This window comes from Arthrobacter sp. TJ-236, from assembly GCF_058269235.1.
Genome location: NZ_JBZCNI010000001.1, coordinates 1,218,548 through 1,238,141, shown reverse-complemented (window position 1 = coordinate 1,238,141; position 19,594 = coordinate 1,218,548). Strand labels below are relative to the sequence as shown.

Below are 19,594 nucleotides of genomic sequence, written 5' to 3'. Positions count from 1 at the left end.
TCCCCGGCAGTGCGCAAACGACTGATCATCCCGGCCTCTCGATGGTGCGGCCCTGAGAAGGCGCCGCAACCGCGGAGTAGGGCGACAGAGAACTTATCTTCAGACATTACGGAGAACACGAAAGTGCCTACGATCAACCAGCTGGTCCGTAAGGGCCGGACACCCAAGGTCGCGAAGACCAAGGCTCCCGCGCTGAAGGGCAGCCCCATGAAGCGCGGCGTCTGCACCCGCGTCTACACCACCACCCCGAAGAAGCCGAACTCGGCACTGCGCAAGGTGGCCCGCGTCCGTCTCAACGGCGGCATCGAGGTCACGGCGTACATTCCCGGCGTCGGTCACAACCTCCAGGAACACTCCATCGTGCTCGTGCGCGGTGGCCGTGTGAAGGACCTTCCGGGCGTTCGCTACAAGATCGTCCGCGGCGCACTGGACACCCAGGGCGTCAAGAACCGCAAGCAGGCTCGTAGCCGCTACGGCGCGAAGATGGAGAAGAAGTAATATGCCTCGTAAGGGCCCGGCCCCGAAGCGGCCGCTCGTTGTTGATCCCGTCTACGGTTCACCCCTGGTCACGCAGCTGATCAACAAGGTGCTGGTCGACGGCAAGAAGTCCACCGCCGAGCGCATCGTCTACGGTGCCCTCGAAGGTGCACGCGCCAAGTCCGGCGGTGACCCCGTGGCAGCACTGAAGAAGGCCATGGACAACGTGAAGCCGACCCTCGAGGTCCGTTCACGTCGTGTCGGTGGCGCCACCTACCAGGTCCCCGTCGAGGTCAAGCCGGGCCGTTCCACGGCACTGGCACTGCGATGGCTGGTCGGCTACTCGAAGGCCCGCCGCGAGAAGACCATGACCGAGCGTCTGCAGAACGAGATCCTCGATGCCTCGAACGGTCTCGGCGCAGCCGTGAAGCGTCGCGAGGACACGCACAAGATGGCCGAGTCGAACAAGGCCTTCGCACACTACCGCTGGTAGCAGGCCGATCGGCCGGGCCGCCTCCCACGAGGAGCAGCCCGGCCGCCGGTCCAGCAGAACTCCATTCTCGTCATAAGGGAGACACCGTGGCACAGGACGTGCTTACAGACCTCAACAAGGTCCGCAACATCGGCATCATGGCCCACATCGACGCCGGCAAGACCACTACTACCGAGCGCATCCTGTTCTACACGGGTGTGAACCACAAGATCGGCGAGACGCACGACGGCGCCTCTACGACCGACTGGATGGAGCAGGAGAAGGAACGCGGCATCACGATCACGTCTGCCGCCGTGACCTGCTTCTGGGAGAACAACCAGATCAACATCATCGACACCCCCGGGCACGTCGACTTCACGGTCGAGGTGGAGCGCTCGCTGCGCGTCCTCGACGGTGCCGTCGCCGTGTTCGACGGCAAGGAGGGCGTCGAGCCCCAGTCGGAGACCGTCTGGCGTCAGGCCGACAAGTACGAGGTCCCTCGCATCTGCTTCGTCAACAAGATGGACAAGCTCGGCGCGGACTTCTACTTCACCGTCGACACGATCATCAGCCGCCTGGGCGCCAAGCCCCTGGTGCTGCAGCTCCCCATCGGTGCCGAGAACGACTTCGTCGGCGTCGTGGATCTGCTCTACATGCGCGCACTGGTGTGGCCCGGCGACGCCAAGGGCGACGTGACCATGGGCTCCAAGTACGAGATCCAGGAGATCCCCGCGGATCTCCAGGAGAAGGCTGAGCAGTACCGTGCCACCCTGGTGGAGACGGTCGCGGAGTCCTCCGACGAGCTCATGGGCAAGTACCTCGAGGGCGAGGAGATCTCCATCGAGGAGCTGAAGGCCGGCATCCGCAAGATGACGATCAACTCCGAGCTCTACCCGATCCTCTGCGGTTCCGCGTTCAAGAACCGCGGTGTGCAGCCGATGCTCGACGCCGTCATCGACTACCTGCCGTCGCCCCTCGACGTCCCGCCGATGATCGGTCACGATCCTCGCAACGAGGAGATCGAGATGACGCGCAAGCCGAGCACCGAGGAGCCCTTCTCGGCCCTCGCGTTCAAGGTCGCCACGCACCCGTTCTTCGGACAGCTGACGTTCATCCGCGTGTACTCCGGGCACGTCACGGCCGGCACGCAGCTCGTCAACTCGACGAAGAACAAGAAGGAGCGCGTCGGGAAGCTGTTCCAGATGCACGCCAACAAGGAGATCCCTGTCGAGGAGGCCTCGGCCGGCCACATCTACGCGGCCATCGGCCTGAAGGACACCACCACCGGTGACACCCTCTCCGACTCGACGAACCAGATCGTCCTGGAGTCCATGAGCTTCCCCGCTCCGGTCATCTCCGTCGCGATCGAGCCGAAGACGAAGGGTGACCAGGAGAAGCTCTCCACGGCCATCCAGAAGCTCTCGGCCGAGGATCCCACCTTCCAGGTGTCGCTCAACGAGGACACCGGGCAGACGATCATCGCCGGCATGGGCGAGCTCCACCTGGACATCCTGGTGGACCGCATGCGCCGCGAGTTCCGCGTCGAGGCGAACGTGGGCAAGCCCCAGGTCGCCTACCGCGAGACGATCAAGAGCAAGGTCGCCAAGCACGACTACACCCACAAGAAGCAGACGGGTGGGTCGGGCCAGTTCGCCAAGATCCAGATCGCCATCGAGCCGATGGAGGTCGAGGACGGCGTGCTGTACGCCTTCGACAACAAGGTGACCGGTGGCCGCGTGCCGCGCGAGTACATCCCGAGCGTCGACGCCGGCATCCAGGATGCTCTCAACGACGGCGTCCTCGCGGGCTACCCCGTGGTGGGCATCAAGGCGACTCTGCTCGACGGCGCCTACCACGACGTCGACTCCTCGGAGATGGCCTTCAAGATCGCCGGCCGTATGGCGTTCAAGGAAGCCGCCCGTATGGCGAAGCCCGTGCTGCTCGAGCCCCTGATGGAGGTGGAGGTCCGCACGCCCGAGGAGTACATGGGTGAAGTCATCGGTGACCTCAACTCGCGTCGTGGCCAGATGCAGTCAATGGAGGACGCCAGCGGTGTCAAGGTCATCACGGCCCACGTGCCCCTCTCGGGCATGTTCGGCTACATCGGTGACCTCCGGTCGAAGACCCAGGGTCGTGCCGTGTACTCGATGAAGTTCGACAGCTACTCGGAGGTCCCGAAGGCAGTCGCCGACGAGATCATCCAGAAGACGCGCGGCGAGTAGATCGCCCTCCCGGGAACGGGAATTCCAGGGGCGGGGGAGTGGCCGGCAGGAGTGCCGACCACCCCCCGCCCCGACCGCCGGATCAGCTGTTCCCGGCGGCGTAGAGCAATTTCATCAAAACCAAAAGCCCCCAGTAGACTTGCATGAGTTTCAGCCGCGACAAGCGTGGCTGGGAAGCAATTCTTCTCAAACGTTCTAGGAGGAACCCGTGGCGAAGGCAAAGTTCGAGCGGACTAAGCCGCACGTTAACATCGGCACCATCGGTCACGTCGACCATGGTAAGACCACGTTGACGGCTGCCATCTCGAAGGTGCTGTACGACAAGTACCCCACCATCAACGAGCAGCGTGACTTCGCGTCGATCGACTCGGCTCCCGAGGAGAAGCAGCGCGGCATCACGATCAACATCTCGCACGTCGAGTACCAGACCGAGAAGCGTCACTACGCGCACGTCGACGCCCCCGGTCACGCCGACTACATCAAGAACATGATCACCGGTGCCGCCCAGATGGACGGCGCGATCCTCGTGGTCGCCGCGACCGACGGTCCGATGGCCCAGACGCGTGAGCACGTTCTGCTCGCCCGCCAGGTCGGTGTCCCGTACCTGCTCGTCGCCCTGAACAAGTCGGACATGGTCGACGACGAAGAACTGCTCGACCTCGTCGAGATGGAGGTGCGCGAGCTCCTCAGCGCCCAGGGCTTCGACGGCGACGACGCCCCCGTGGTGCGCGTCTCCGGCCTGAAGGCCCTCGAAGGAGACGCCGAGTGGGTCAAGTCCGTCGAGGAACTGATGGAAGCTGTCGACAACAACGTGCCCGACCCGGTGCGTGACAAGGACAAGCCCTTCCTGATGCCCGTCGAGGACGTCTTCACGATCACCGGTCGTGGAACGGTCGTCACCGGCCGCGCCGAGCGTGGAACGCTGAAGATCAACTCGGAGATCGAGATCGTCGGTATCCGTCCGGTCCAGAAGACCACGGTCACCGGTATCGAGATGTTCCACAAGCAGCTCGACGAGGCCTGGGCCGGCGAGAACTGTGGGCTCCTGCTCCGCGGCATCAAGCGCGAGGACGTCGAGCGCGGCCAAGTCATCGTCAAGCCGGGTTCCATCACCCCGCACACCGATTTCGAGGCCAACGTCTACATCCTGGCGAAGGACGAGGGCGGGCGTCACAACCCGTTCTACTCGAACTACCGCCCGCAGTTCTACTTCCGTACCACGGACGTCACCGGTGTCATCACCCTCCCCGAGGGCACCGAGATGGTCATGCCCGGTGACAACACCGAGATGACCGTCGCGCTGATCCAGCCGATCGCCATGGAAGAGGGCCTCGGCTTCGCGATCCGTGAAGGCGGCCGTACGGTCGGCTCGGGACGTGTCACGAAGATCCTGAAGTAGTCCAGCACCACCTTCCCGCCGGCTGACGCCGGTAGGAGAACAGAGGGCCCCCGTCGACACGACGGGGGCCTTCTGCGTTGCACCACGGCCCCGGTTCGCAATCGGGGCGGGTATCTGCCACACTGGATAAGTTGTTCAAGCGCTCGCGCGCGCGGTCAGCGGCTTCTTCCCGGTCAGGATAATGCCTGATGCGGGGTCGGGGTCCACCGGGACGTGCGGCCCAAAATAAACTCCACCCCGTCCGGCTCCGCCGGAATCTGCGGAGCGCGTATGTCCACACTGTGTTTTATTGCCGCACAGAGCGACACGCCCGAGCGCGGGGGTCGGAGCCCCTGGCAGGGTGAGGAACCCGGATCCGTCCGGATTCAGCCTGTTCGGGGCGCGTCGTACAACGGACGCAGGAAATGTACGAACGTATCGGAACTGCTCAGGCAGTCAGAGAGAGAGTCGAGACGCCATGGCGGGACAGAAGATCCGCATCCGGCTGAAGTCGTATGACCACGAGGTCATCGACGTATCAGCGCGGAAGATCGTTGAGACGGTGACGCGCGCTGGCGCGACGGTGGTCGGCCCCGTGCCGCTGCCGACGGAGAAGAACGTCTTCGTGGTCATCCGGTCTCCGCACAAGTACAAGGACAGCCGTGAGCACTTCGAAATGCGGACTCACAAGCGTCTGATCGACATCATTGACCCCACGCCCAAGGCCGTCGATTCGCTGATGCGTCTCGATCTGCCCGCGGACGTGAACATCGAAATCAAGCTGTAAGGGAGAGCGGATACACATGTCTACTTCACTTACACGTCAGGTCAAGGGCCTGCTGGGCATCAAGCTCGGCATGACCCAGGTCTGGGACGAGAACAACATCCTCATCCCCGTCACGGTCGTCAGGGCCGATTCCAACGTCATCACGCAGCTCCTCACCGCGGACAAGGACGGCTACTCGGCCGTCCAGATCGGCTTCGGCCAGATCGACCCGCGCAAGGTCACGAAGCCCCTCGCCGGTCACTTCGACAAGGCAGGGGTGACGCCTCGCCGTCACGTCGTCGAGCTGCGCACGTCCGACGTCGACACCTACTCGCTCGGTCAGGAACTCTCCGTCGAGATGTTCGAGGCCGGCCAAACGGTCGACGTCATCGGCACCACCAAGGGCAAGGGCTTCGCCGGTGTCATGAAGCGCCATGGTTTCCACGGCGTCGGTGCATCACACGGTGCACACAAGAACCACCGCAAGCCCGGTTCCATCGGTGGAGCATCCACCCCCAGCCGCGTCTTCCGTGGAATGAAAATGGCAGGCCGCATGGGTGCCGTTCGTCAGACCACGCTGAACCTCACGGTTCACGCCGTCGACACCGAGAAGTCGCTGCTGCTCATCAAGGGTGCCGTCCCCGGCGCCCGCGGACAGGTCGTCCTCGTACGCACCGCCGTGAAGGGAGCATAGCCAGATGGCTGCCAACACCGTCAACGTCGATCTCCCCGCGGAGATCTTCGACGCCCAGACCAACGTGCCGCTGCTGCACCAGGTCGTCGTCGCTCAGCTCGCTGCCGCCCGTCAGGGTACGCACAAGACGAAGACCCGCGCCGAGGTCAGTGGCGCAGGCCGCAAGCCGTTCAAGCAGAAGGGCACCGGCCGCGCCCGCCAGGGTTCGATCCGCGCCCCCCACATGACCGGTGGTGGCGTGGTCCACGGACCCACACCCCGCGACTACAGCCAGCGCACCCCCAAGAAGATGAAGGCCGCCGCCCTGCGCGGAGCCCTCTCGGACCGGGCCCGCAACGGTCGTATCCACGTCCTCGAGTCACTGGTCGCCGGCGGCAAGCCGACCACCAAGGGCGCCATCGAGACACTTCGCGCGATCTCCGAGCGGCCCCGCCTGCTCGTCGTGATCGAGCGGGCCAACGACGTCGCCGCACTGTCAGTGCGCAACGTCCCCGAGGTGCACGTCCTCTATGTGGACCAGCTCAACACGTACGACGTGCTGGTCTCCGATGACGTCATCTTCACCAAGGCCGCCTACGACCAGTTCGTCGGTTCGGCTGATGTCATCTCCGAGGAGGATGCAGAATGAGCGGCAGCATCGCAAAGGATCCGCGCGACGTCGTCATTGCACCCGTCGTCTCGGAGAAGAGCTACGGATTGATCGATGAGGGCAAGTACACCTTCCTGGTCGACCCCCGCTCGAACAAGGAAGAAATCAAACTGGCCGTCGAGAAGATCTTCTCCGTGAAGGTCGACTCCATCAACACCATCAACCGGGTCGGAAAGCGCAAGCGGACCAAGTTCGGCTGGGGCCAGCGCAAGGGCACCAAGCGTGCCATCGTGTCCCTCAAAGAGGGCTCGATCGACATCTTCGGCGGTCCGCTCTCCTAGAGCGGAGACCACTTTAACGAGGAATTGAGTTATGGGAATCCGTAAATACAAGCCGACAACCCCGGGCCGTCGTGGCTCGAGCGTTGCCGACTTCGCTGAAATCACACGGTCGACTCCGGAAAAGTCGTTGGTCCGTCCCCTTCCCAAGAAGGGTGGACGTAACAACACCGGTAAGATCACGACCCGCCACAAGGGTGGTGGACACAAGCGCCAGTACCGTCTGATCGACTTCCGTCGCCACGACAAGGATGGCGTCGACGCCCGCGTTGCCGAGATCGAGTACGATCCCAACCGCACCGCGCGCATCGCCCTCCTGCACTACGTGGACGGGACGAAGCGCTACATCGTCGCCCCGAACAAGCTGAAGCAGGGCGACTTCGTCGAGGCAGGGGCCGGCGCGGACATCAAGCCCGGCAACAACCTGCCGCTGCGTAACGTCCCCGTGGGTACCGTCATCCACGCCGTCGAGCTCCGCCCCGGTGGCGGCGCGAAGATGGCACGCTCCGCCGGTGCCTCGGTCCAGCTCGTCGCCAAGGAGGGCCGCTTCGCCCAGCTGCGACTGCCCTCCGGCGAGATCCGCAACGTCGACGTCCGCTGCCGCGCGACGATCGGCGAGGTCGGCAACGCCGAGCAGTCGAACATCAACTGGGGCAAGGCCGGCCGTAACCGCTGGAGGGGCATCCGCCCGACCGTCCGCGGTGTCGCCATGAACCCGGTCGATCATCCGCACGGTGGTGGCGAGGGCAAGACCTCCGGTGGACGTCACCCGGTCAACCCGAACGGTAAGGCCGAAGGCCGTACGCGTCGCCCCAACAAAGAGAGCGACTCACTCATCGTGCGTCGCCGTCGTTCCGGCAAGAACAAGCGATAGGAGCCTGGAGACATGCCACGCAGCCTGAAGAAAGGCCCCTTCGTCGATCAGCACCTTTTCGTAAAGGTCGCTCGCGAGAACGAAACGGGCACGAAGAACGTCATCAAGACGTGGTCCCGCCGCTCCATGATCATCCCCGACATGCTCGGGCACACGATCGCGGTGCATGACGGGCGCAAGCACATCCCGGTGTTCGTCACCGAGTCGATGGTCGGGCACAAGCTCGGCGAATTCGCTCCGACGCGGACCTTCCGCGGCCACGTGAAGGACGACCGCAAGGGCAAGCGCCGCTAGGCGCTGCTCTTCCACGAGAGAAGGAAAGCAATGGAAGCCAAGGCTATTGCGCGTCATATCCGCGTAACGCCCATGAAGGCCCGGCGCGTCGTCAACCTTGTTCGCGGCAAGCAGGCGAGTGAGGCTCTGGCCATTCTGAAGTTTGCCCCCCAGGTTGCTTCGGAGCCGGTATTCAAGGTCGTCCAGTCGGCGATGGCGAACGCACGGGTCCTCGCGGACCGCGACGGCGTCGCCTTCGACGAGGACAACCTCATCATCAGCGAAGCGTTTGTCGACGAGGGCCCCACGATGAAGCGGTTCCGTCCGCGTGCCCAGGGCCGCGCGTTCCGCATCAACAAGCGGACCAGCCACATCACGGTTGTCGTCGCTACCCCTGAGAAAGTGGAGGTCCGCTAAGTGGGACAGAAAGTAAACCCGCATGGGTTCCGACTCGGCATCACCACCGATCACCGGTCGCACTGGTTCGCCGACAGCAACAAGCCGGGCCAGCGCTACCGCGACTTCGTCCGCGAGGACATCAAGATCCGTCAGCTGATGTCGACCGGCATGGACCGCGCCGGCATCGCCAAGGTCGAGATCGAGCGCACCCGTGACCGAGTCCGCGTGGACATCCACACGGCACGTCCCGGCATCGTCATCGGACGCCGTGGAGCAGAAGCGGACCGCATCCGCGGCGAGCTCGAGAAGCTCACGGGCAAGCAGGTACAGCTGAACATCCTCGAGGTCAAGAACCCCGAGATCGAGGCTCAGCTCGTGGCCCAGGGCATCGCCGAGCAGCTCTCCTCACGCGTGGCGTTCCGCCGCGCGATGAAGAAGGCCATGCAGTCCGCACAGCGTGCCGGCGCGAAGGGCATCCGTGTCCAGTGCTCCGGTCGCCTGGGTGGCGCCGAGATGAGCCGTTCGGAGTTCTACCGCGAGGGACGCGTTCCCCTGCACACGCTCCGAGCCAACATCGACTACGGCTTCTTCGAAGCGAAGACCACCTTCGGCCGCATCGGCGTGAAGGTCTGGATCTACAAGGGCGACGTCACGGCGAAGGAGCTCGCAGCCCAGGCTGCCGCAGCTCCCTCCCGCGGCCGTGGTGGAGACCGTCCGGGCCGCGGCCCTGCCGGCGCCGACCGCGGTGGCGACCGTGGAGGCGACCGTCGTCGTCGCGCTCCCGAGCGTTCCGAGGGCCAGGGTGCGTCAGCATCCGGCGAGACCGCCGCAGCTCCCGCTGCGACTGAAGGAGGACAGGCTTAAATGCTTATCCCACGTCGAGTCAAGTTCCGTAAGCAGCACCACCCGGGTCGTTCCGGGGCTGCCACGGGCGGTACCGAGGTCAGCTTCGGCGAGTGGGGTATCCAGGCTCTGAGCCCGGCATACGTCACGAACCGGCAGATCGAGTCCGCTCGTATCGCCATGACCCGCCACATCAAGCGTGGCGGCAAGGTCTGGATCAACATCTATCCGGACCGCCCGTTGACCAAGAAGCCCGCCGAGACCCGCATGGGTTCCGGCAAGGGTTCGCCCGAGTGGTGGGTGGCCAACGTCAAGCCCGGACGTGTTCTGTTCGAACTGTCCGGTGTAACCGAAGAGGTAGCCCGCGAAGCCCTGCGCCTCGCGATCCACAAGCTGCCGTTGAAGGCACGCATCGTGCGTCGTGAGGGTGGTGAATAGTTATGGCTCTGGGTTCAAAGGAACTGGCATCAGACCAGCTGGACGGCTTCGACAAGGACCGTCTGGTGGAAGAACTGCGCAAGGCCAAGGAGGAGCTGTTCAACCTCCGTTTCCAGTCGGCCACCGGTCAGCTGGAGAGCCATGGTCGCCTTCGGTCGGTCAAGCGCGACATCGCCCGCATCTACACGGTGCTGCGTGAGCGCGAACTGGGTATCCGTCCTGAGGTGGTAGCTCCCGTCGAGGAAGCGAAGCCCGAGAAGGCGGAGAAGCCGAAGAAAGCGAAGAAGGCCTCCAAGGACGACGCGCCCGTCACCGCCGAGGCCACTGAGGAGGACGCCAAATGAGTGAGCAGCAGAGCGAGACCGGGACGACCGCAGGCAGCGAGAAGGCCGTGCACGACGCCACCTCGCGTGGCTACCGCAAGGTACGCCGCGGCTATGTCGTCTCCGACAAGATGGAGAAGACCATCGTCGTCGAGGTCGAGGACCGCGTGAAGCACGGCCTGTACGGCAAGGTGCTTCGTCGCAGCTCGAAGGTCAAGGCTCACGACGAGCAGAACACCGCCGGCATCGGCGACATGGTTCTGATCAGTGAGACCCGGCCGCTGTCCGCGACCAAGCGGTGGCGCCTGGTCGAGGTCGTCGAGAAGGCCAAGTAGCACCCGTTCCACCCGGGGGCGGCACAGCCGTCCCCACGCAGGATGCCCCGGACGCGATTTCGTGTCCGGGGCATTCTCGCGATACCATGAGAATCTTGTCTGTCTGGTGGGTTGGCGCATGCCCTCGAGAGGTCGCCGTTCGCCGTCGGCCTCTTCGGATGCTTCCCCTCACACCGGGCACATAGGCAAAAGCCCGATAATCTTGTTCACCACTGATCCCTGTGCGTCCGTGCGCGCATCGACCCGCAGGGAGTGCGCCCAGGCGCGTGCGTGGTGAGTACCAGTATTACGGGGCCCACCCATATCCGTTCCGCAAGGCTCGATGAGAGAACCGGCGCGACGACAGGAGTAACAAGTGATTCAGCAGGAGTCGCGGCTCAAGGTCGCCGACAACACGGGGGCCAAGGAAATCTTGACCATCCGTGTTCTCGGAGGATCCGGACGCCGCTACGCAGGCATCGGAGACGTCATCGTCGCCACCGTCAAGGACGCCATCCCCGGTGGCAACGTCAAGAAGGGCGACGTCGTCAAGGCGGTCATCGTCCGCACCAAGAAGGAACGCCGCCGCGCGGATGGTTCCTACATCAAGTTCGACGAGAACGCAGCAGTCATCCTGAAGAACGACGGCGACCCCCGCGGTACCCGTATCTTCGGCCCTGTCGGTCGCGAACTGCGCGACAAGCGTTTCATGAAGATCATCTCGCTGGCGCCGGAGGTGCTGTAGTCCATGGCACAGAACACGAAGCTCAAGATCAAGAAGGGTGACCTCGTGCAGGTCATCACCGGAGCCAAGCAGGAGCGCGGCGGAGACCGCGGCAAGCAGGGCAAGGTCCTCAAGGTGTTCCCCGAGACCAACCGCGTCCTCGTGGAAGGCATCAACCGGATCACCAAGCACACCAAGGTCGGGCAGTCGCAGCGCGGCACCACGACCGGTGGCATCGAGGTCATCGAGGCGCCCGTGCACATCAGCAACGTGGCCGTCGTCGACCCCGAGACCAAGAAGCCGACCCGCGTCGGGTACCGCACCGAGACCGTCGAGCGTGACGGCCGCGAGCGCGTGGTCCGGATCCGCGTGGCCAAGTCATCAGGGAAGGATCTGTCATGACTGTCGAAACCACGGAGACCAAGGTTCTTCCCCGTCTCAAGGCGCGCTACGCGTCCGAGATCAAGTCCACCCTGCAGGAGCAGTTCGCCTACGCGAACGTCAACCAGGTTCCCCGCCTGGTCAAGGTCGTCGTCAACATGGGTGTCGGTGACGCCGCGAAGGACTCCAAGCTGATCGACGGAGCCGTCAAGGACCTCACCGCCATCACGGGCCAGAAGCCCCAGGTGACGAAGGCCCGCAAGTCCATCGCGCAGTTCAAGCTCCGCGAGGGCATGCCCATCGGCGCCCACGTCACCCTCCGTGGTGACCGCATGTGGGAGTTCACGGACCGTCTGGTCTCGCTCGCCCTGCCCCGTATCCGCGATTTCCGCGGACTCAACGGCAAGCAGTTCGACGGCAACGGCAACTACACCTTCGGCCTCACGGAGCAGTCCATGTTCCACGAGATCGACCAGGACCGTATCGACCGCGTGCGTGGCATGGACATCACCGTCGTCACCACCGCCAAGACCGACGCCGAGGGCCGCGCGCTCCTCAAGGCACTCGGCTTCCCCTTCAAATCCGAAGATTAATCTAACTACGTCGCAGGTCCGCTCCGGCCACCACCACGCGTGGCAGCAGGATGACGGAAACCGTTTCGAGGAAGGGCAAGAGCCCACATGACAATGACAGATCCTGTCGCAGACATGCTCACGCGTCTGCGCAACGCAAACTCGGCTTACCACGATTCCGTGTCCATGCCGTACAGCAAGCTGAAGGCCCGCGTCGCGGACATCCTGAAGGCCGAGGGCTACATCGCCGGCTGGAAGGAAGAGGAAGCGGAGGTCGGCAAGAAGCTGACCATCGACCTCAAGTTCGGCCCGGACCGCCAGCGCTCCATCGCCGGCATCCGCCGTATCTCCAAGCCGGGGCTCCGGGTGTACGCAAAGTCCACCAACCTGCCCCACGTGCTCGGCGGACTCGGCATCGCCATCCTGTCCACGTCCTCCGGTCTGCTCACCGACCGCCAGGCATCCAAGAAGGGCGTAGGTGGGGAAGTCCTCGCCTACGTCTGGTAACGGGAAAGGGACCACACCATGTCACGTATTGGACGTCTCCCCATCACCGTCCCCGCGGGTGTCGACATCACGGTGAACGGCAACCAGGTCTTCGTCAAGGGTTCGAAGGGCGAGCTGAACCACACGGTTCCCAGCCCCATCGAGGTCTCCCTCGACGGCGGCACTCTCACCGTCAGCCGGCCGAACGACGAGCGCGAGTCGCGTTCGCTCCACGGCCTCACCCGGACGCTGATCTCCAACATGATCGTCGGAGTGACCGAGGGCTACAAGAAGAACCTCGAGATCGTGGGCACGGGTTACCGTGTCCAGGCCAAGGGAAGTGACCTCGAGTTCGCTCTGGGCTACAGCCACCCGGTCGCCGTCAAGGCGCCCGAGGGCATCACGCTGACGGTCGACAGCCCCACGAAGCTCTCGGTGGCCGGCATCAACAAGCAGCAGGTCGGCGAGGTCGCTGCAACCATCCGCAAGCTGCGCAAGCCAGACCCGTACAAGGGCAAGGGCATCCGCTACGCAGGCGAGATCATCCGCCGCAAGGTCGGAAAGGCTGGTAAGTAATCATGGGTCTGAGCATCAACAAGAAGCGCAGCTCGAAGAGCAAGTCCGCCTCGCGCAGTCGCCGCCACCTCCGCGTCCGCAAGCGCGTATCGGGTACCGCGGTCCGGCCTCGCCTGGTCGTCAACCGGTCGGCCCGCCACGTCTTCGTGCAGGTCGTCGACGACACCAAGGGTGTGACCGTCGCATCGGCGTCCACGCTCGAAGCCGACCTCCGCACCTTCGACGGTGACAAGACCGCCAAGGCCAAGCGCGTCGGCGAGCTCGTCGCCGAGCGTGCGAAGGCCGTGGGTGTCGAGGCGGTCGTGTTCGATCGCGGCGGCAACAAGTACCACGGTCGCGTTGCAGCAATCGCAGACGGCGCACGGACGGGTGGGCTGGCACTGTGACCGAGGAAATCAAGGCAAAGGAAGCCACAGTGAATACGGCTACAGAGCAGCCCGCGGCCGAAGCTCCGGCGACGGGCGCAACGGAGACCGCGTCGACTGACGCCAACCGCGGCAACGCGCGCGGCACCTCCCGTGGCGGCGACCAGCGCGGCGGCGACCAGCGTGGCGGCAACGCCCGCGGTGGCGAGCGTGGAGGACGCGGCGGCCGCGACGGCGGACGCAACGATGACAAGGACAAGTTCATCGAGCGCGTGGTCAACATCAACCGTGTCGCCAAGGTGGTGAAGGGTGGTCGTCGCTTCAGCTTCACCGCCCTCGTCGTCGTCGGTGACGGCAACGGTATGGTCGGCGTCGGCTACGGGAAGGCAAAGGAAGTTCCCTCCGCCATCCAGAAGGCCGTCGAGGAAGCCAAGAAGACGATGTTCCGCGTTCCGCGGATCGGTGGCACCGTCCCGCACCTGGTGCAGGGCGAGGCAGCAGCCGGCGTCGTCCTCCTGCGTCCCGCGTCCCCGGGTACCGGCGTGATCGCCGGCGGTCCGGTGCGTGCGGTCCTCGAGTGCGTCGGCATCCACGACGTCCTCTCGAAGTCCCTCGGGTCCTCGAACGCCATCAACATCGTTCACGCGACCGTCGATGCGCTCAAGCGCCTCGAGGAGCCGCAGGCAGTCGCGGCTCGCCGTGGCCTGCCGCTGGACGAGGTCGCATCCCACCAGATGCTGCGCGCGATCGCAGCTCAGAAGGCAGGTGCGTGATGACCGCGATTACCCCGAAGCGCGTGCGTGTCAGCACAGCGAAGCTGGAGATCACCCAGATCAAGTCCGCCATCGGCGGCAAGCAGAACCAGCGTGACACGCTGCGGTCGCTCGGTCTGAAGCGGATCGGCCACACCGTGGTCCGTGAAGCGGATGCCGTCACCGTCGGCATGATCAACACGGTTCCGCACCTCTTGAAGGTTGAGGAGGCCAACTAATGGCAGAGAACAACAGCGCGGCTCCGGCCGCGACCGAGGCGAAGGCCGAACGCGTTCACACGCTCAAGGTCCACCACCTCCGCCCCGCACCGGGTGCCAAGACGGCGAAGACCCGTGTCGGCCGTGGTGAGGGTTCGAAGGGTAAGACAGCAGGCCGTGGTACCAAGGGAACCGCAGCCCGCTACCAGGTGAAGGCCGGATTTGCCGGTGGCCAGCTGCCACTGCACATGCGCCTTCCGAAGCTGCGCGGGTTCAAGAACCCGTTCCGCGTCGAGTTCCAGGTCGTGAACCTGGACAAGCTGTCCGAGCTCTACCCGGCCGGCGGCGACGTCACCGTCGAGAGCCTGGTGGCCAATGGTGCCGTCCGCAAGAACCAGCCCGTCAAGGTGCTGGGGACCGGCGAGATCACGGTGGCCGTGAACGTCTCGGCCGACGCCTTCTCCGCATCCGCTGCGGAGAAGATCGCCGCAGCCGGCGGGACCGTCACCGAGCTGTAGCCGATCATCGCGGCCCTTCCCCGGCGAGCCGGGGGAGGGCCGGCTGTGATACGCGGCACTCAGGAACTAGACTTCTGGTGGGCAGGGCTGGACCAGCCCACCAGGAGTCTTTTTTCGGCTCCGGCCACTTCCCACCGGCGCGGTCTCTCGCGCTGGTGACCAACCGCTAGACTCGGTTGTCGTGCACGGTCCGCGTCAGGACCACCAGACCTTCAGGAGGACGCTTGCTTAGCGCTATTGGCCGGGCATTCCGGACGCCAGACTTGCGGCGCAAGCTGTTGTTCACGCTGGGAATCATCACCATCTTCCGTCTGGGTGCCTTCATCCCCGCCCCGGGGGTCGACTACAGCAACGTGCAGTCATGCCTCGCGCTCGGTAACACCGAGGGCGGTCTGTACCAGTTCGTCAACCTCTTCAGCGGCGGGGCCCTCCTCCAGGTCTCCATCTTCGCGCTGGGCATCATGCCCTACATCACCGCGAGCATCATCACGCAGCTCCTCCGGGTGGTCATCCCCCGCTTCCAGGAGCTGCACCAGGAAGGCGCGCAGGGTCAGTCCAAGCTCACCCAGTACACGCGCTACCTGACGATCGCCCTCGGCCTGCTGAACGCCACCACCCTGGTGTCCCTCGCCCGCTCGGGCGCGCTCCTGGGCGACTGCCCGGTGCCGATCATCCCGGACGATTCGCTGATCACGATCATCCTGCTCATCATCACTCTCACCGCGGGTACCGGCCTGATCATGTGGATGGGCGAGCTCATCACCGAGAAGGGCGTGGGCAACGGCATGTCGCTGCTCATCTTCACGGCCATCGCCGCCGGCTTCCCCACCTCGCTCGGCGAGATCCTCCGCACCCAGGGCGGCACCGTCTTCGCCTTCGTGATCGCGATGGGTGTCGTCGTCGTCGCCCTCGTCATCTTCGTGGAGCAGTCGCAGCGCCGTATCCCCGTGCAGTACGCGAAGCGTATGGTCGGCCGCCGCACCCTCGGGGGCAGCAGCACCTACATCCCGATCAAGGTCAACATGGCCGGCGTCATCCCCGTGATCTTCGCGTCGTCGATGCTCTACCTGCCGAGCCTCATCTCGCAGTTCAACACGCCGCAGGACGGCTCCGCGCCCCCCGCCTGGGTCAACTGGATCACCACGTACCTCACCACCGGTGATCACCCGCTCTACATGGCGATGTACTTCCTGCTGATCGTGTTCTTCACCTACTTCTACGTCGCCATCACGTTCAACCCGGACGAGGTGTCGGAGAACATGAAGAAGTACGGCGGCTTCATCCCCGGCATCCGCGCAGGGCGTCCCACGGCGGAGTACCTGCAGTACGTGCTCTCACGGATCACCCTCCCCGGCGCCATCTACCTCGGTCTCGTGGCACTGATCCCGCTGATCGCCCTCGTGGCCATCGGTGCCAACCAGAACTTCCCGTTCGGAGGCACCTCGATCCTCATCATGGTCGGCGTGGGACTGGAGACGGTGAAGCAGATCGACGCTCAGCTCCAGCAGCGTCACTACGAAGGGTTGCTGCGATGACGAGGATGCTCATCATCGGTCCGCCCGGTTCCGGCAAGGGCACCCAGGCCGCACGGATCTCCGAGCGCCTCGGTGTCGTGGCGATTTCGACCGGCGACATCTTCCGGGACAACGTGCGGCGCGAGACGTCGCTCGGTGTGGAGGCCAAGAAGTTCATGGACGCCGGCGACTTCGTGCCGGACAGCGTCACCAACAGCATGGTGCGTGACCGGCTCGCGGCGGACGACGTGCAGGAGGGCTTCCTCCTCGACGGCTACCCTCGCACGGCGTCGCAGGTGGTGGAACTGGATGACATTCTCGAGTCCAACGAGCTGGCCCTCGACGTCGTCCTGCAGCTGACGGCCGACGACGAGGAACTCGTCAAGCGCCTGCTCGGCCGCGCCGCTCTCGACGGGCGGTCCGACGACCAGGAGTCCGTGATCAGGCATCGCCTGGGCCTCTACCACGACCAGACCGAGGCGGTCGTCTCGCGATACGACGAGCGCGGGATCGTCACGAAGGTGGACGGCATCGGCAGCATCGACGAGGTCACCGAGCGGGTCATGACGGCCCTGAAGGTGGCGAGCTAGCGCACCGTGTTCCGCCAGCCGAAGGTCGAGTACAAGTCGACCGCCCAGATGCGCGTCATGCGCGAGGCAGGTCTTGTGCTCTCCGACGCTCTGGACCGAGCGGTCGCCGCTGCGGCCGTCGGCGTCACGACCGAACACCTGAACGAGGTGTTCGAGGGTGTCCTGCGGGAGGCCGGTGCGACGTCGAACTTCCTCGGATACCACGGCTTCCCGGCCAGCATCTGCACATCCGTCAATGACGAGGTGGTGCACGGGATCCCCGGCGGATACGTGCTGCAGGACGGCGACATCATCTCGATCGACGGCGGCGCCGTGGTGCGCGGTTGGCACTCCGACTCGGCACGCACCGTCATCGTGGGAACACCACGACCTGAGGACGTCCGCCTGTCGGAGGTGACCGAGGACGCCCTTTGGCACGGTATCGCTGCTCTCGCCTCGGCTCGTTTCGTCGGGGACGTCGGCGCGGCCATCGACGACTTCGTGTCCTCCCGACCCGGCCCGCCGCTCGGGATCCTCGAGGACTACGTGGGTCACGGCATCGGGACCGCCATGCACCAGGCGCCCGACGTCCTCAACTTCCGGAGTTCGAACCGGGGCCCGAAGGTGAGGCCCGGTCTCTGCCTCGCGATCGAGCCGATGCTCGTCCAGGGTGGTCTCGAGACCCGTGTGGTGGACGACGACTGGACCGTCGTCACCACCGACGGCGCCCGCGCCTCCCAGTGGGAGCACAGTGTGGCCGTGCACGAGGACGGCATCTGGGTGCTCTCGGCTTCTGACGGGGGAGCGTCCCGTCTGGAGCCCCTCGGAGTGACGCCCGCGCCGCTGGGGAACTGATTTAACGATCACGGCGCACGTAGCGTACTGTTGTCTGTTGGTTGTCTCTGCTTTTCGTGCCCTCGAGGGCCCCGAGAACCTTCCGTGTTCGAGCTCCGGCTTCGCGCGGTCCGGCAACCGAAACCCCACACCACCCGCCATTCACATGAGCGGGAATCGACGTTAGCGGAGGATATGGCCAAGAAAGACGGTGTCATTGAGATTGAAGGCACTGTGAACGAGGCGCTGCCCAACGCGATGTTCCGCGTTGAGCTCGCCAACGGTCACATTGTTCTCGCCCACATCTCGGGAAAGATGCGCCAGCACTACATCCGGATCCTCCCCGAGGATCGGGTTGTCGTGGAACTCAGCCCGTACGACCTCACCCGGGGCCGTATCGTCTACCGCTACAAATAAGAACCGACTCGAAGGAACGCCATGAAGGTCAATCCGAGCGTGAAGCGGATCTGCGAGAAGTGCCAGGTGGTTCGCCGTAAGGGCAACGTGCTGGTCATCTGCGAGAACCCGCGCCACAAGCAGCGCCAGGGCTGACGACCTCCTCCGAGGTCGAAACCCACGCGTAGAAGTACATCAACGGCAGAACGGCGCGCCACGCGGCGCGTACACCCCCGGCTCGGAGGCCGGGGACCGGACGAACCGTCCGGGATCGTTCTGCTCCACACCTCCGGCACCACTGAAGGAGCACCGCCACCATGGCACGTCTCGCAGGCGTAGACATTCCCCGCGAAAAGCGGGTTGTCATCGCGCTCACCTACATCTACGGCGTGGGCAAGACCCGCGCGGAGAAGACGATCGTCGACACGGGGATCTCCCCGAACACGCGCGTCAAGGATCTCTCGGACATCGAGCTGGTCCAGCTCCGCGATTACATCGAGGGTAACTTCAAGGTCGAGGGTGACCTCCGACGCGAAGTTGCCGCCGACATCCGCCGCAAGGTGGAGATCGGCAGCTACGAAGGCATTCGGCACCGCCGCGGCCTTCCTGTGCGCGGACAGCGCACGAAGACGAACGCACGTACCCGCAAGGGCCCGAAGCGTACGGTCGCAGGCAAGAAGAAGGTCGGACGCTAATCCCTGATGGCCCCCTAACCGGGCTCGCTAGCGCTCGCCCGGCCAGGGAACCCCGCCACCAGGGGCCCATCCGCTCGGTGATGGTCCAAATCACCGGAAAACGTCCGATCAGCCGATCACTGCTTTACCCAATACCTTCGTAGGAGAAGTAATGCCCCCCAAGACTCGTGGAGCGGTGCGCAAGCCGCGTCGCAAGGACAAGAAGAACATCGCGCTCGGTCAGGCGCACATCAAGAGCACCTTCAACAACACCATCGTCTCCATCACGGACCCGAGCGGTGCAGTCATCTCGTGGGCCTCGGCCGGCGAGGTCGGCTTCAAGGGCTCGCGCAAGTCGACTCCGTTCGCGGCGCAGATGGCCGCCGAGGCCGCTGCGAAGCGCGCACAGGAGCACGGCGTGAAGAAGGTCGACGTCTTCGTGAAGGGCCCCGGTTCGGGCCGCGAGACGGCGATCCGCTCGCTGCAGGCGACCGGCCTCGAGGTCGGGTCCATCCAGGACGTCACTCCGAGCGCCCACAACGGCTGCCGCCCGCCGAAGCGTCGCCGGGTCTAGTCAGCTCTCCCGGTCACCGTGCCGCCCTGCAGGAACATCCG

At 64.8% G+C, this 19,594-nt stretch carries 31 protein-coding genes; all 31 read left to right on the top strand.

What is annotated here, in order from left to right; translation table 11 throughout:
• The first annotated feature begins 123 nt into the window (after positions 1-123).
• The 31 genes from rpsL (at position 124) to rpsK (ending at position 19,553) form a co-directional block, all read left to right on the top strand.
• The gene (gene rpsL / locus AC4D16_RS05775; RefSeq protein ID WP_490948335.1) at positions 124-498 is read left to right on the top strand and encodes a 30S ribosomal protein S12; all 375 of its coding nucleotides are present in this window, start codon (positions 124-126) and stop codon (positions 496-498) included.
• Between the two features lies 1 nt (position 499).
• The gene (rpsG, locus tag AC4D16_RS05770) at positions 500-970 is read left to right on the top strand and encodes a 30S ribosomal protein S7 (RefSeq protein WP_043440595.1); all 471 of its coding nucleotides are present in this window, start codon (positions 500-502) and stop codon (positions 968-970) included.
• 86 nt (positions 971-1,056) lie between these two features.
• Complete coding sequence (fusA, locus tag AC4D16_RS05765) at positions 1,057-3,171, top strand: elongation factor G (protein WP_490948337.1); 2,115 nt, start codon at positions 1,057-1,059, stop codon at positions 3,169-3,171.
• 208 nt (positions 3,172-3,379) lie between these two features.
• On the top strand, positions 3,380-4,570 hold the full coding sequence (gene tuf, locus AC4D16_RS05760) for an elongation factor Tu (RefSeq protein WP_490948339.1): 1,191 nt from the start codon (positions 3,380-3,382) through the stop codon (positions 4,568-4,570).
• 457 nt (positions 4,571-5,027) lie between these two features.
• A complete protein-coding gene (gene rpsJ, locus AC4D16_RS05755; protein ID WP_026531952.1) occupies positions 5,028-5,336 on the top strand; it encodes a 30S ribosomal protein S10 in 309 nt (102 codons plus the stop codon).
• A gap of 16 nt (positions 5,337-5,352) precedes the next feature.
• Positions 5,353-6,009, top strand: a complete 657-nt coding sequence (gene rplC / locus AC4D16_RS05750) for a 50S ribosomal protein L3 (RefSeq protein WP_490948340.1) — start codon at positions 5,353-5,355, stop codon at positions 6,007-6,009.
• A 4-nt stretch (positions 6,010-6,013) separates the two neighbouring features.
• Positions 6,014-6,637 carry a 50S ribosomal protein L4 gene (gene rplD / locus AC4D16_RS05745; protein ID WP_490948341.1) on the top strand — a complete coding sequence of 208 codons (624 nt, stop codon included), beginning with the start codon at positions 6,014-6,016 and terminating at the stop codon, positions 6,635-6,637.
• Complete coding sequence (gene rplW, locus AC4D16_RS05740; RefSeq protein WP_049829181.1) at positions 6,634-6,939, top strand: 50S ribosomal protein L23; 306 nt, start codon at positions 6,634-6,636, stop codon at positions 6,937-6,939. The genes rplD and rplW overlap by 4 nt, the downstream gene beginning before the upstream one ends.
• Before the next feature lie 31 nt (positions 6,940-6,970).
• Positions 6,971-7,810 (top strand): 50S ribosomal protein L2, encoded by an 840-nt coding sequence (gene rplB, locus AC4D16_RS05735; RefSeq protein WP_490948342.1) that lies wholly within the window; start codon positions 6,971-6,973, stop codon positions 7,808-7,810.
• Between the two features lie 12 nt (positions 7,811-7,822).
• Positions 7,823-8,104, top strand: a complete 282-nt coding sequence (gene rpsS, locus AC4D16_RS05730; protein ID WP_104050958.1) for a 30S ribosomal protein S19 — start codon at positions 7,823-7,825, stop codon at positions 8,102-8,104.
• Positions 8,105-8,134: 30 nt separating this feature from the next.
• On the top strand, positions 8,135-8,500 hold the full coding sequence (rplV, locus tag AC4D16_RS05725; RefSeq protein ID WP_104121366.1) for a 50S ribosomal protein L22: 366 nt from the start codon (positions 8,135-8,137) through the stop codon (positions 8,498-8,500).
• On the top strand, positions 8,501-9,346 hold the full coding sequence (gene rpsC / locus AC4D16_RS05720; protein ID WP_490954257.1) for a 30S ribosomal protein S3: 846 nt from the start codon (positions 8,501-8,503) through the stop codon (positions 9,344-9,346).
• Positions 9,347-9,763, top strand: coding sequence for a 50S ribosomal protein L16 (gene rplP / locus AC4D16_RS05715; protein WP_087030089.1), 417 nt, complete (start codon positions 9,347-9,349; stop codon positions 9,761-9,763).
• A gap of 2 nt (positions 9,764-9,765) precedes the next feature.
• Complete coding sequence (gene rpmC, locus AC4D16_RS05710; protein ID WP_490954256.1) at positions 9,766-10,107, top strand: 50S ribosomal protein L29; 342 nt, start codon at positions 9,766-9,768, stop codon at positions 10,105-10,107.
• A complete protein-coding gene (rpsQ, locus tag AC4D16_RS05705; RefSeq protein ID WP_490948349.1) occupies positions 10,104-10,421 on the top strand; it encodes a 30S ribosomal protein S17 in 318 nt (105 codons plus the stop codon). Before rpmC ends, rpsQ begins: the two co-directional genes overlap by 4 nt.
• Before the next feature lie 355 nt (positions 10,422-10,776).
• Positions 10,777-11,145, top strand: a complete 369-nt coding sequence (gene rplN / locus AC4D16_RS05700) for a 50S ribosomal protein L14 (RefSeq protein WP_049829173.1) — start codon at positions 10,777-10,779, stop codon at positions 11,143-11,145.
• Positions 11,146-11,148: 3 nt separating this feature from the next.
• Positions 11,149-11,526: a 50S ribosomal protein L24 gene (gene rplX / locus AC4D16_RS05695; protein ID WP_490948351.1), complete on the top strand. Its 378-nt coding sequence runs from the start codon at positions 11,149-11,151 to the stop codon at positions 11,524-11,526.
• Entirely contained in the window at positions 11,523-12,098 is a 576-nt protein-coding gene (rplE, locus tag AC4D16_RS05690) for a 50S ribosomal protein L5 (protein ID WP_490948353.1), read from the top strand. Before rplX ends, rplE begins: the two co-directional genes overlap by 4 nt.
• Positions 12,099-12,185: 87 nt before the next feature.
• On the top strand, positions 12,186-12,584 hold the full coding sequence (rpsH, locus tag AC4D16_RS05685) for a 30S ribosomal protein S8 (protein WP_043440638.1): 399 nt from the start codon (positions 12,186-12,188) through the stop codon (positions 12,582-12,584).
• An 18-nt stretch (positions 12,585-12,602) separates the two neighbouring features.
• The gene (rplF, locus tag AC4D16_RS05680) at positions 12,603-13,139 is read left to right on the top strand and encodes a 50S ribosomal protein L6 (RefSeq protein ID WP_490948355.1); all 537 of its coding nucleotides are present in this window, start codon (positions 12,603-12,605) and stop codon (positions 13,137-13,139) included.
• A 2-nt stretch (positions 13,140-13,141) separates the two neighbouring features.
• The gene (gene rplR, locus AC4D16_RS05675) at positions 13,142-13,525 is read left to right on the top strand and encodes a 50S ribosomal protein L18 (RefSeq protein ID WP_490948357.1); all 384 of its coding nucleotides are present in this window, start codon (positions 13,142-13,144) and stop codon (positions 13,523-13,525) included.
• A gap of 29 nt (positions 13,526-13,554) precedes the next feature.
• Complete coding sequence (gene rpsE, locus AC4D16_RS05670) at positions 13,555-14,277, top strand: 30S ribosomal protein S5 (protein ID WP_490948359.1); 723 nt, start codon at positions 13,555-13,557, stop codon at positions 14,275-14,277.
• Positions 14,277-14,495 carry a 50S ribosomal protein L30 gene (gene rpmD / locus AC4D16_RS05665; protein WP_104050948.1) on the top strand — a complete coding sequence of 73 codons (219 nt, stop codon included), beginning with the start codon at positions 14,277-14,279 and terminating at the stop codon, positions 14,493-14,495. The genes rpsE and rpmD overlap by 1 nt, the downstream gene beginning before the upstream one ends.
• Positions 14,495-14,992, top strand: coding sequence for a 50S ribosomal protein L15 (gene rplO / locus AC4D16_RS05660; RefSeq protein WP_490948361.1), 498 nt, complete (start codon positions 14,495-14,497; stop codon positions 14,990-14,992). The genes rpmD and rplO overlap by 1 nt, the downstream gene beginning before the upstream one ends.
• Positions 14,993-15,216: 224 nt before the next feature.
• The gene (gene secY / locus AC4D16_RS05655; protein ID WP_490948363.1) at positions 15,217-16,527 is read left to right on the top strand and encodes a preprotein translocase subunit SecY; all 1,311 of its coding nucleotides are present in this window, start codon (positions 15,217-15,219) and stop codon (positions 16,525-16,527) included.
• Positions 16,524-17,096 carry an adenylate kinase gene (locus tag AC4D16_RS05650; RefSeq protein WP_490954255.1) on the top strand — a complete coding sequence of 191 codons (573 nt, stop codon included), beginning with the start codon at positions 16,524-16,526 and terminating at the stop codon, positions 17,094-17,096. Before secY ends, AC4D16_RS05650 begins: the two co-directional genes overlap by 4 nt.
• 6 nt (positions 17,097-17,102) lie before the next feature.
• Positions 17,103-17,930, top strand: coding sequence for a type I methionyl aminopeptidase (gene map / locus AC4D16_RS05645; protein ID WP_490954254.1), 828 nt, complete (start codon positions 17,103-17,105; stop codon positions 17,928-17,930).
• A 174-nt stretch (positions 17,931-18,104) separates the two neighbouring features.
• Complete coding sequence (gene infA, locus AC4D16_RS05640; RefSeq protein ID WP_019481515.1) at positions 18,105-18,326, top strand: translation initiation factor IF-1; 222 nt, start codon at positions 18,105-18,107, stop codon at positions 18,324-18,326.
• Between the two features lie 21 nt (positions 18,327-18,347).
• Positions 18,348-18,461 carry a 50S ribosomal protein L36 gene (gene rpmJ, locus AC4D16_RS05635; protein ID WP_043440658.1) on the top strand — a complete coding sequence of 38 codons (114 nt, stop codon included), beginning with the start codon at positions 18,348-18,350 and terminating at the stop codon, positions 18,459-18,461.
• 161 nt (positions 18,462-18,622) lie between these two features.
• Positions 18,623-19,000: a 30S ribosomal protein S13 gene (gene rpsM / locus AC4D16_RS05630; RefSeq protein WP_104166355.1), complete on the top strand. Its 378-nt coding sequence runs from the start codon at positions 18,623-18,625 to the stop codon at positions 18,998-19,000.
• Positions 19,001-19,151: 151 nt separating this feature from the next.
• On the top strand, positions 19,152-19,553 hold the full coding sequence (gene rpsK / locus AC4D16_RS05625) for a 30S ribosomal protein S11 (RefSeq protein ID WP_019481517.1): 402 nt from the start codon (positions 19,152-19,154) through the stop codon (positions 19,551-19,553).
• Positions 19,554-19,594: the final 41 nt, after the last annotated feature.

Coding starts and splice junctions, on each gene's coding strand:
- rpsK (WP_019481517.1), top strand. CDS start 19,152: ATGCCCCCCAAGACTCGTGGAGCGGTGCGCAAGCCGCGTCGCAAGGAC.
- rpsH (WP_043440638.1), top strand. CDS start 12,186: ATGACAATGACAGATCCTGTCGCAGACATGCTCACGCGTCTGCGCAAC.
- rpmJ (WP_043440658.1), top strand. CDS start 18,348: ATGAAGGTCAATCCGAGCGTGAAGCGGATCTGCGAGAAGTGCCAGGTG.
- rpsG (WP_043440595.1), top strand. CDS start 500: ATGCCTCGTAAGGGCCCGGCCCCGAAGCGGCCGCTCGTTGTTGATCCC.
- AC4D16_RS05650 (WP_490954255.1), top strand. CDS start 16,524: ATGACGAGGATGCTCATCATCGGTCCGCCCGGTTCCGGCAAGGGCACC.
- rplR (WP_490948357.1), top strand. CDS start 13,142: ATGGGTCTGAGCATCAACAAGAAGCGCAGCTCGAAGAGCAAGTCCGCC.
- rplD (WP_490948341.1), top strand. CDS start 6,014: ATGGCTGCCAACACCGTCAACGTCGATCTCCCCGCGGAGATCTTCGAC.
- rplE (WP_490948353.1), top strand. CDS start 11,523: ATGACTGTCGAAACCACGGAGACCAAGGTTCTTCCCCGTCTCAAGGCG.
- rpmC (WP_490954256.1), top strand. CDS start 9,766: ATGGCTCTGGGTTCAAAGGAACTGGCATCAGACCAGCTGGACGGCTTC.
- rplC (WP_490948340.1), top strand. CDS start 5,353: ATGTCTACTTCACTTACACGTCAGGTCAAGGGCCTGCTGGGCATCAAG.
- rpsM (WP_104166355.1), top strand. CDS start 18,623: ATGGCACGTCTCGCAGGCGTAGACATTCCCCGCGAAAAGCGGGTTGTC.
- rpsS (WP_104050958.1), top strand. CDS start 7,823: ATGCCACGCAGCCTGAAGAAAGGCCCCTTCGTCGATCAGCACCTTTTC.
- rpmD (WP_104050948.1), top strand. CDS start 14,277: ATGACCGCGATTACCCCGAAGCGCGTGCGTGTCAGCACAGCGAAGCTG.
- rplV (WP_104121366.1), top strand. CDS start 8,135: ATGGAAGCCAAGGCTATTGCGCGTCATATCCGCGTAACGCCCATGAAG.
- rplX (WP_490948351.1), top strand. CDS start 11,149: ATGGCACAGAACACGAAGCTCAAGATCAAGAAGGGTGACCTCGTGCAG.
- rplF (WP_490948355.1), top strand. CDS start 12,603: ATGTCACGTATTGGACGTCTCCCCATCACCGTCCCCGCGGGTGTCGAC.
- rplP (WP_087030089.1), top strand. CDS start 9,347: ATGCTTATCCCACGTCGAGTCAAGTTCCGTAAGCAGCACCACCCGGGT.
- rplW (WP_049829181.1), top strand. CDS start 6,634: ATGAGCGGCAGCATCGCAAAGGATCCGCGCGACGTCGTCATTGCACCC.
- rpsQ (WP_490948349.1), top strand. CDS start 10,104: ATGAGTGAGCAGCAGAGCGAGACCGGGACGACCGCAGGCAGCGAGAAG.
- infA (WP_019481515.1), top strand. CDS start 18,105: ATGGCCAAGAAAGACGGTGTCATTGAGATTGAAGGCACTGTGAACGAG.
- rplB (WP_490948342.1), top strand. CDS start 6,971: ATGGGAATCCGTAAATACAAGCCGACAACCCCGGGCCGTCGTGGCTCG.
- rpsJ (WP_026531952.1), top strand. CDS start 5,028: ATGGCGGGACAGAAGATCCGCATCCGGCTGAAGTCGTATGACCACGAG.
- rplO (WP_490948361.1), top strand. CDS start 14,495: ATGGCAGAGAACAACAGCGCGGCTCCGGCCGCGACCGAGGCGAAGGCC.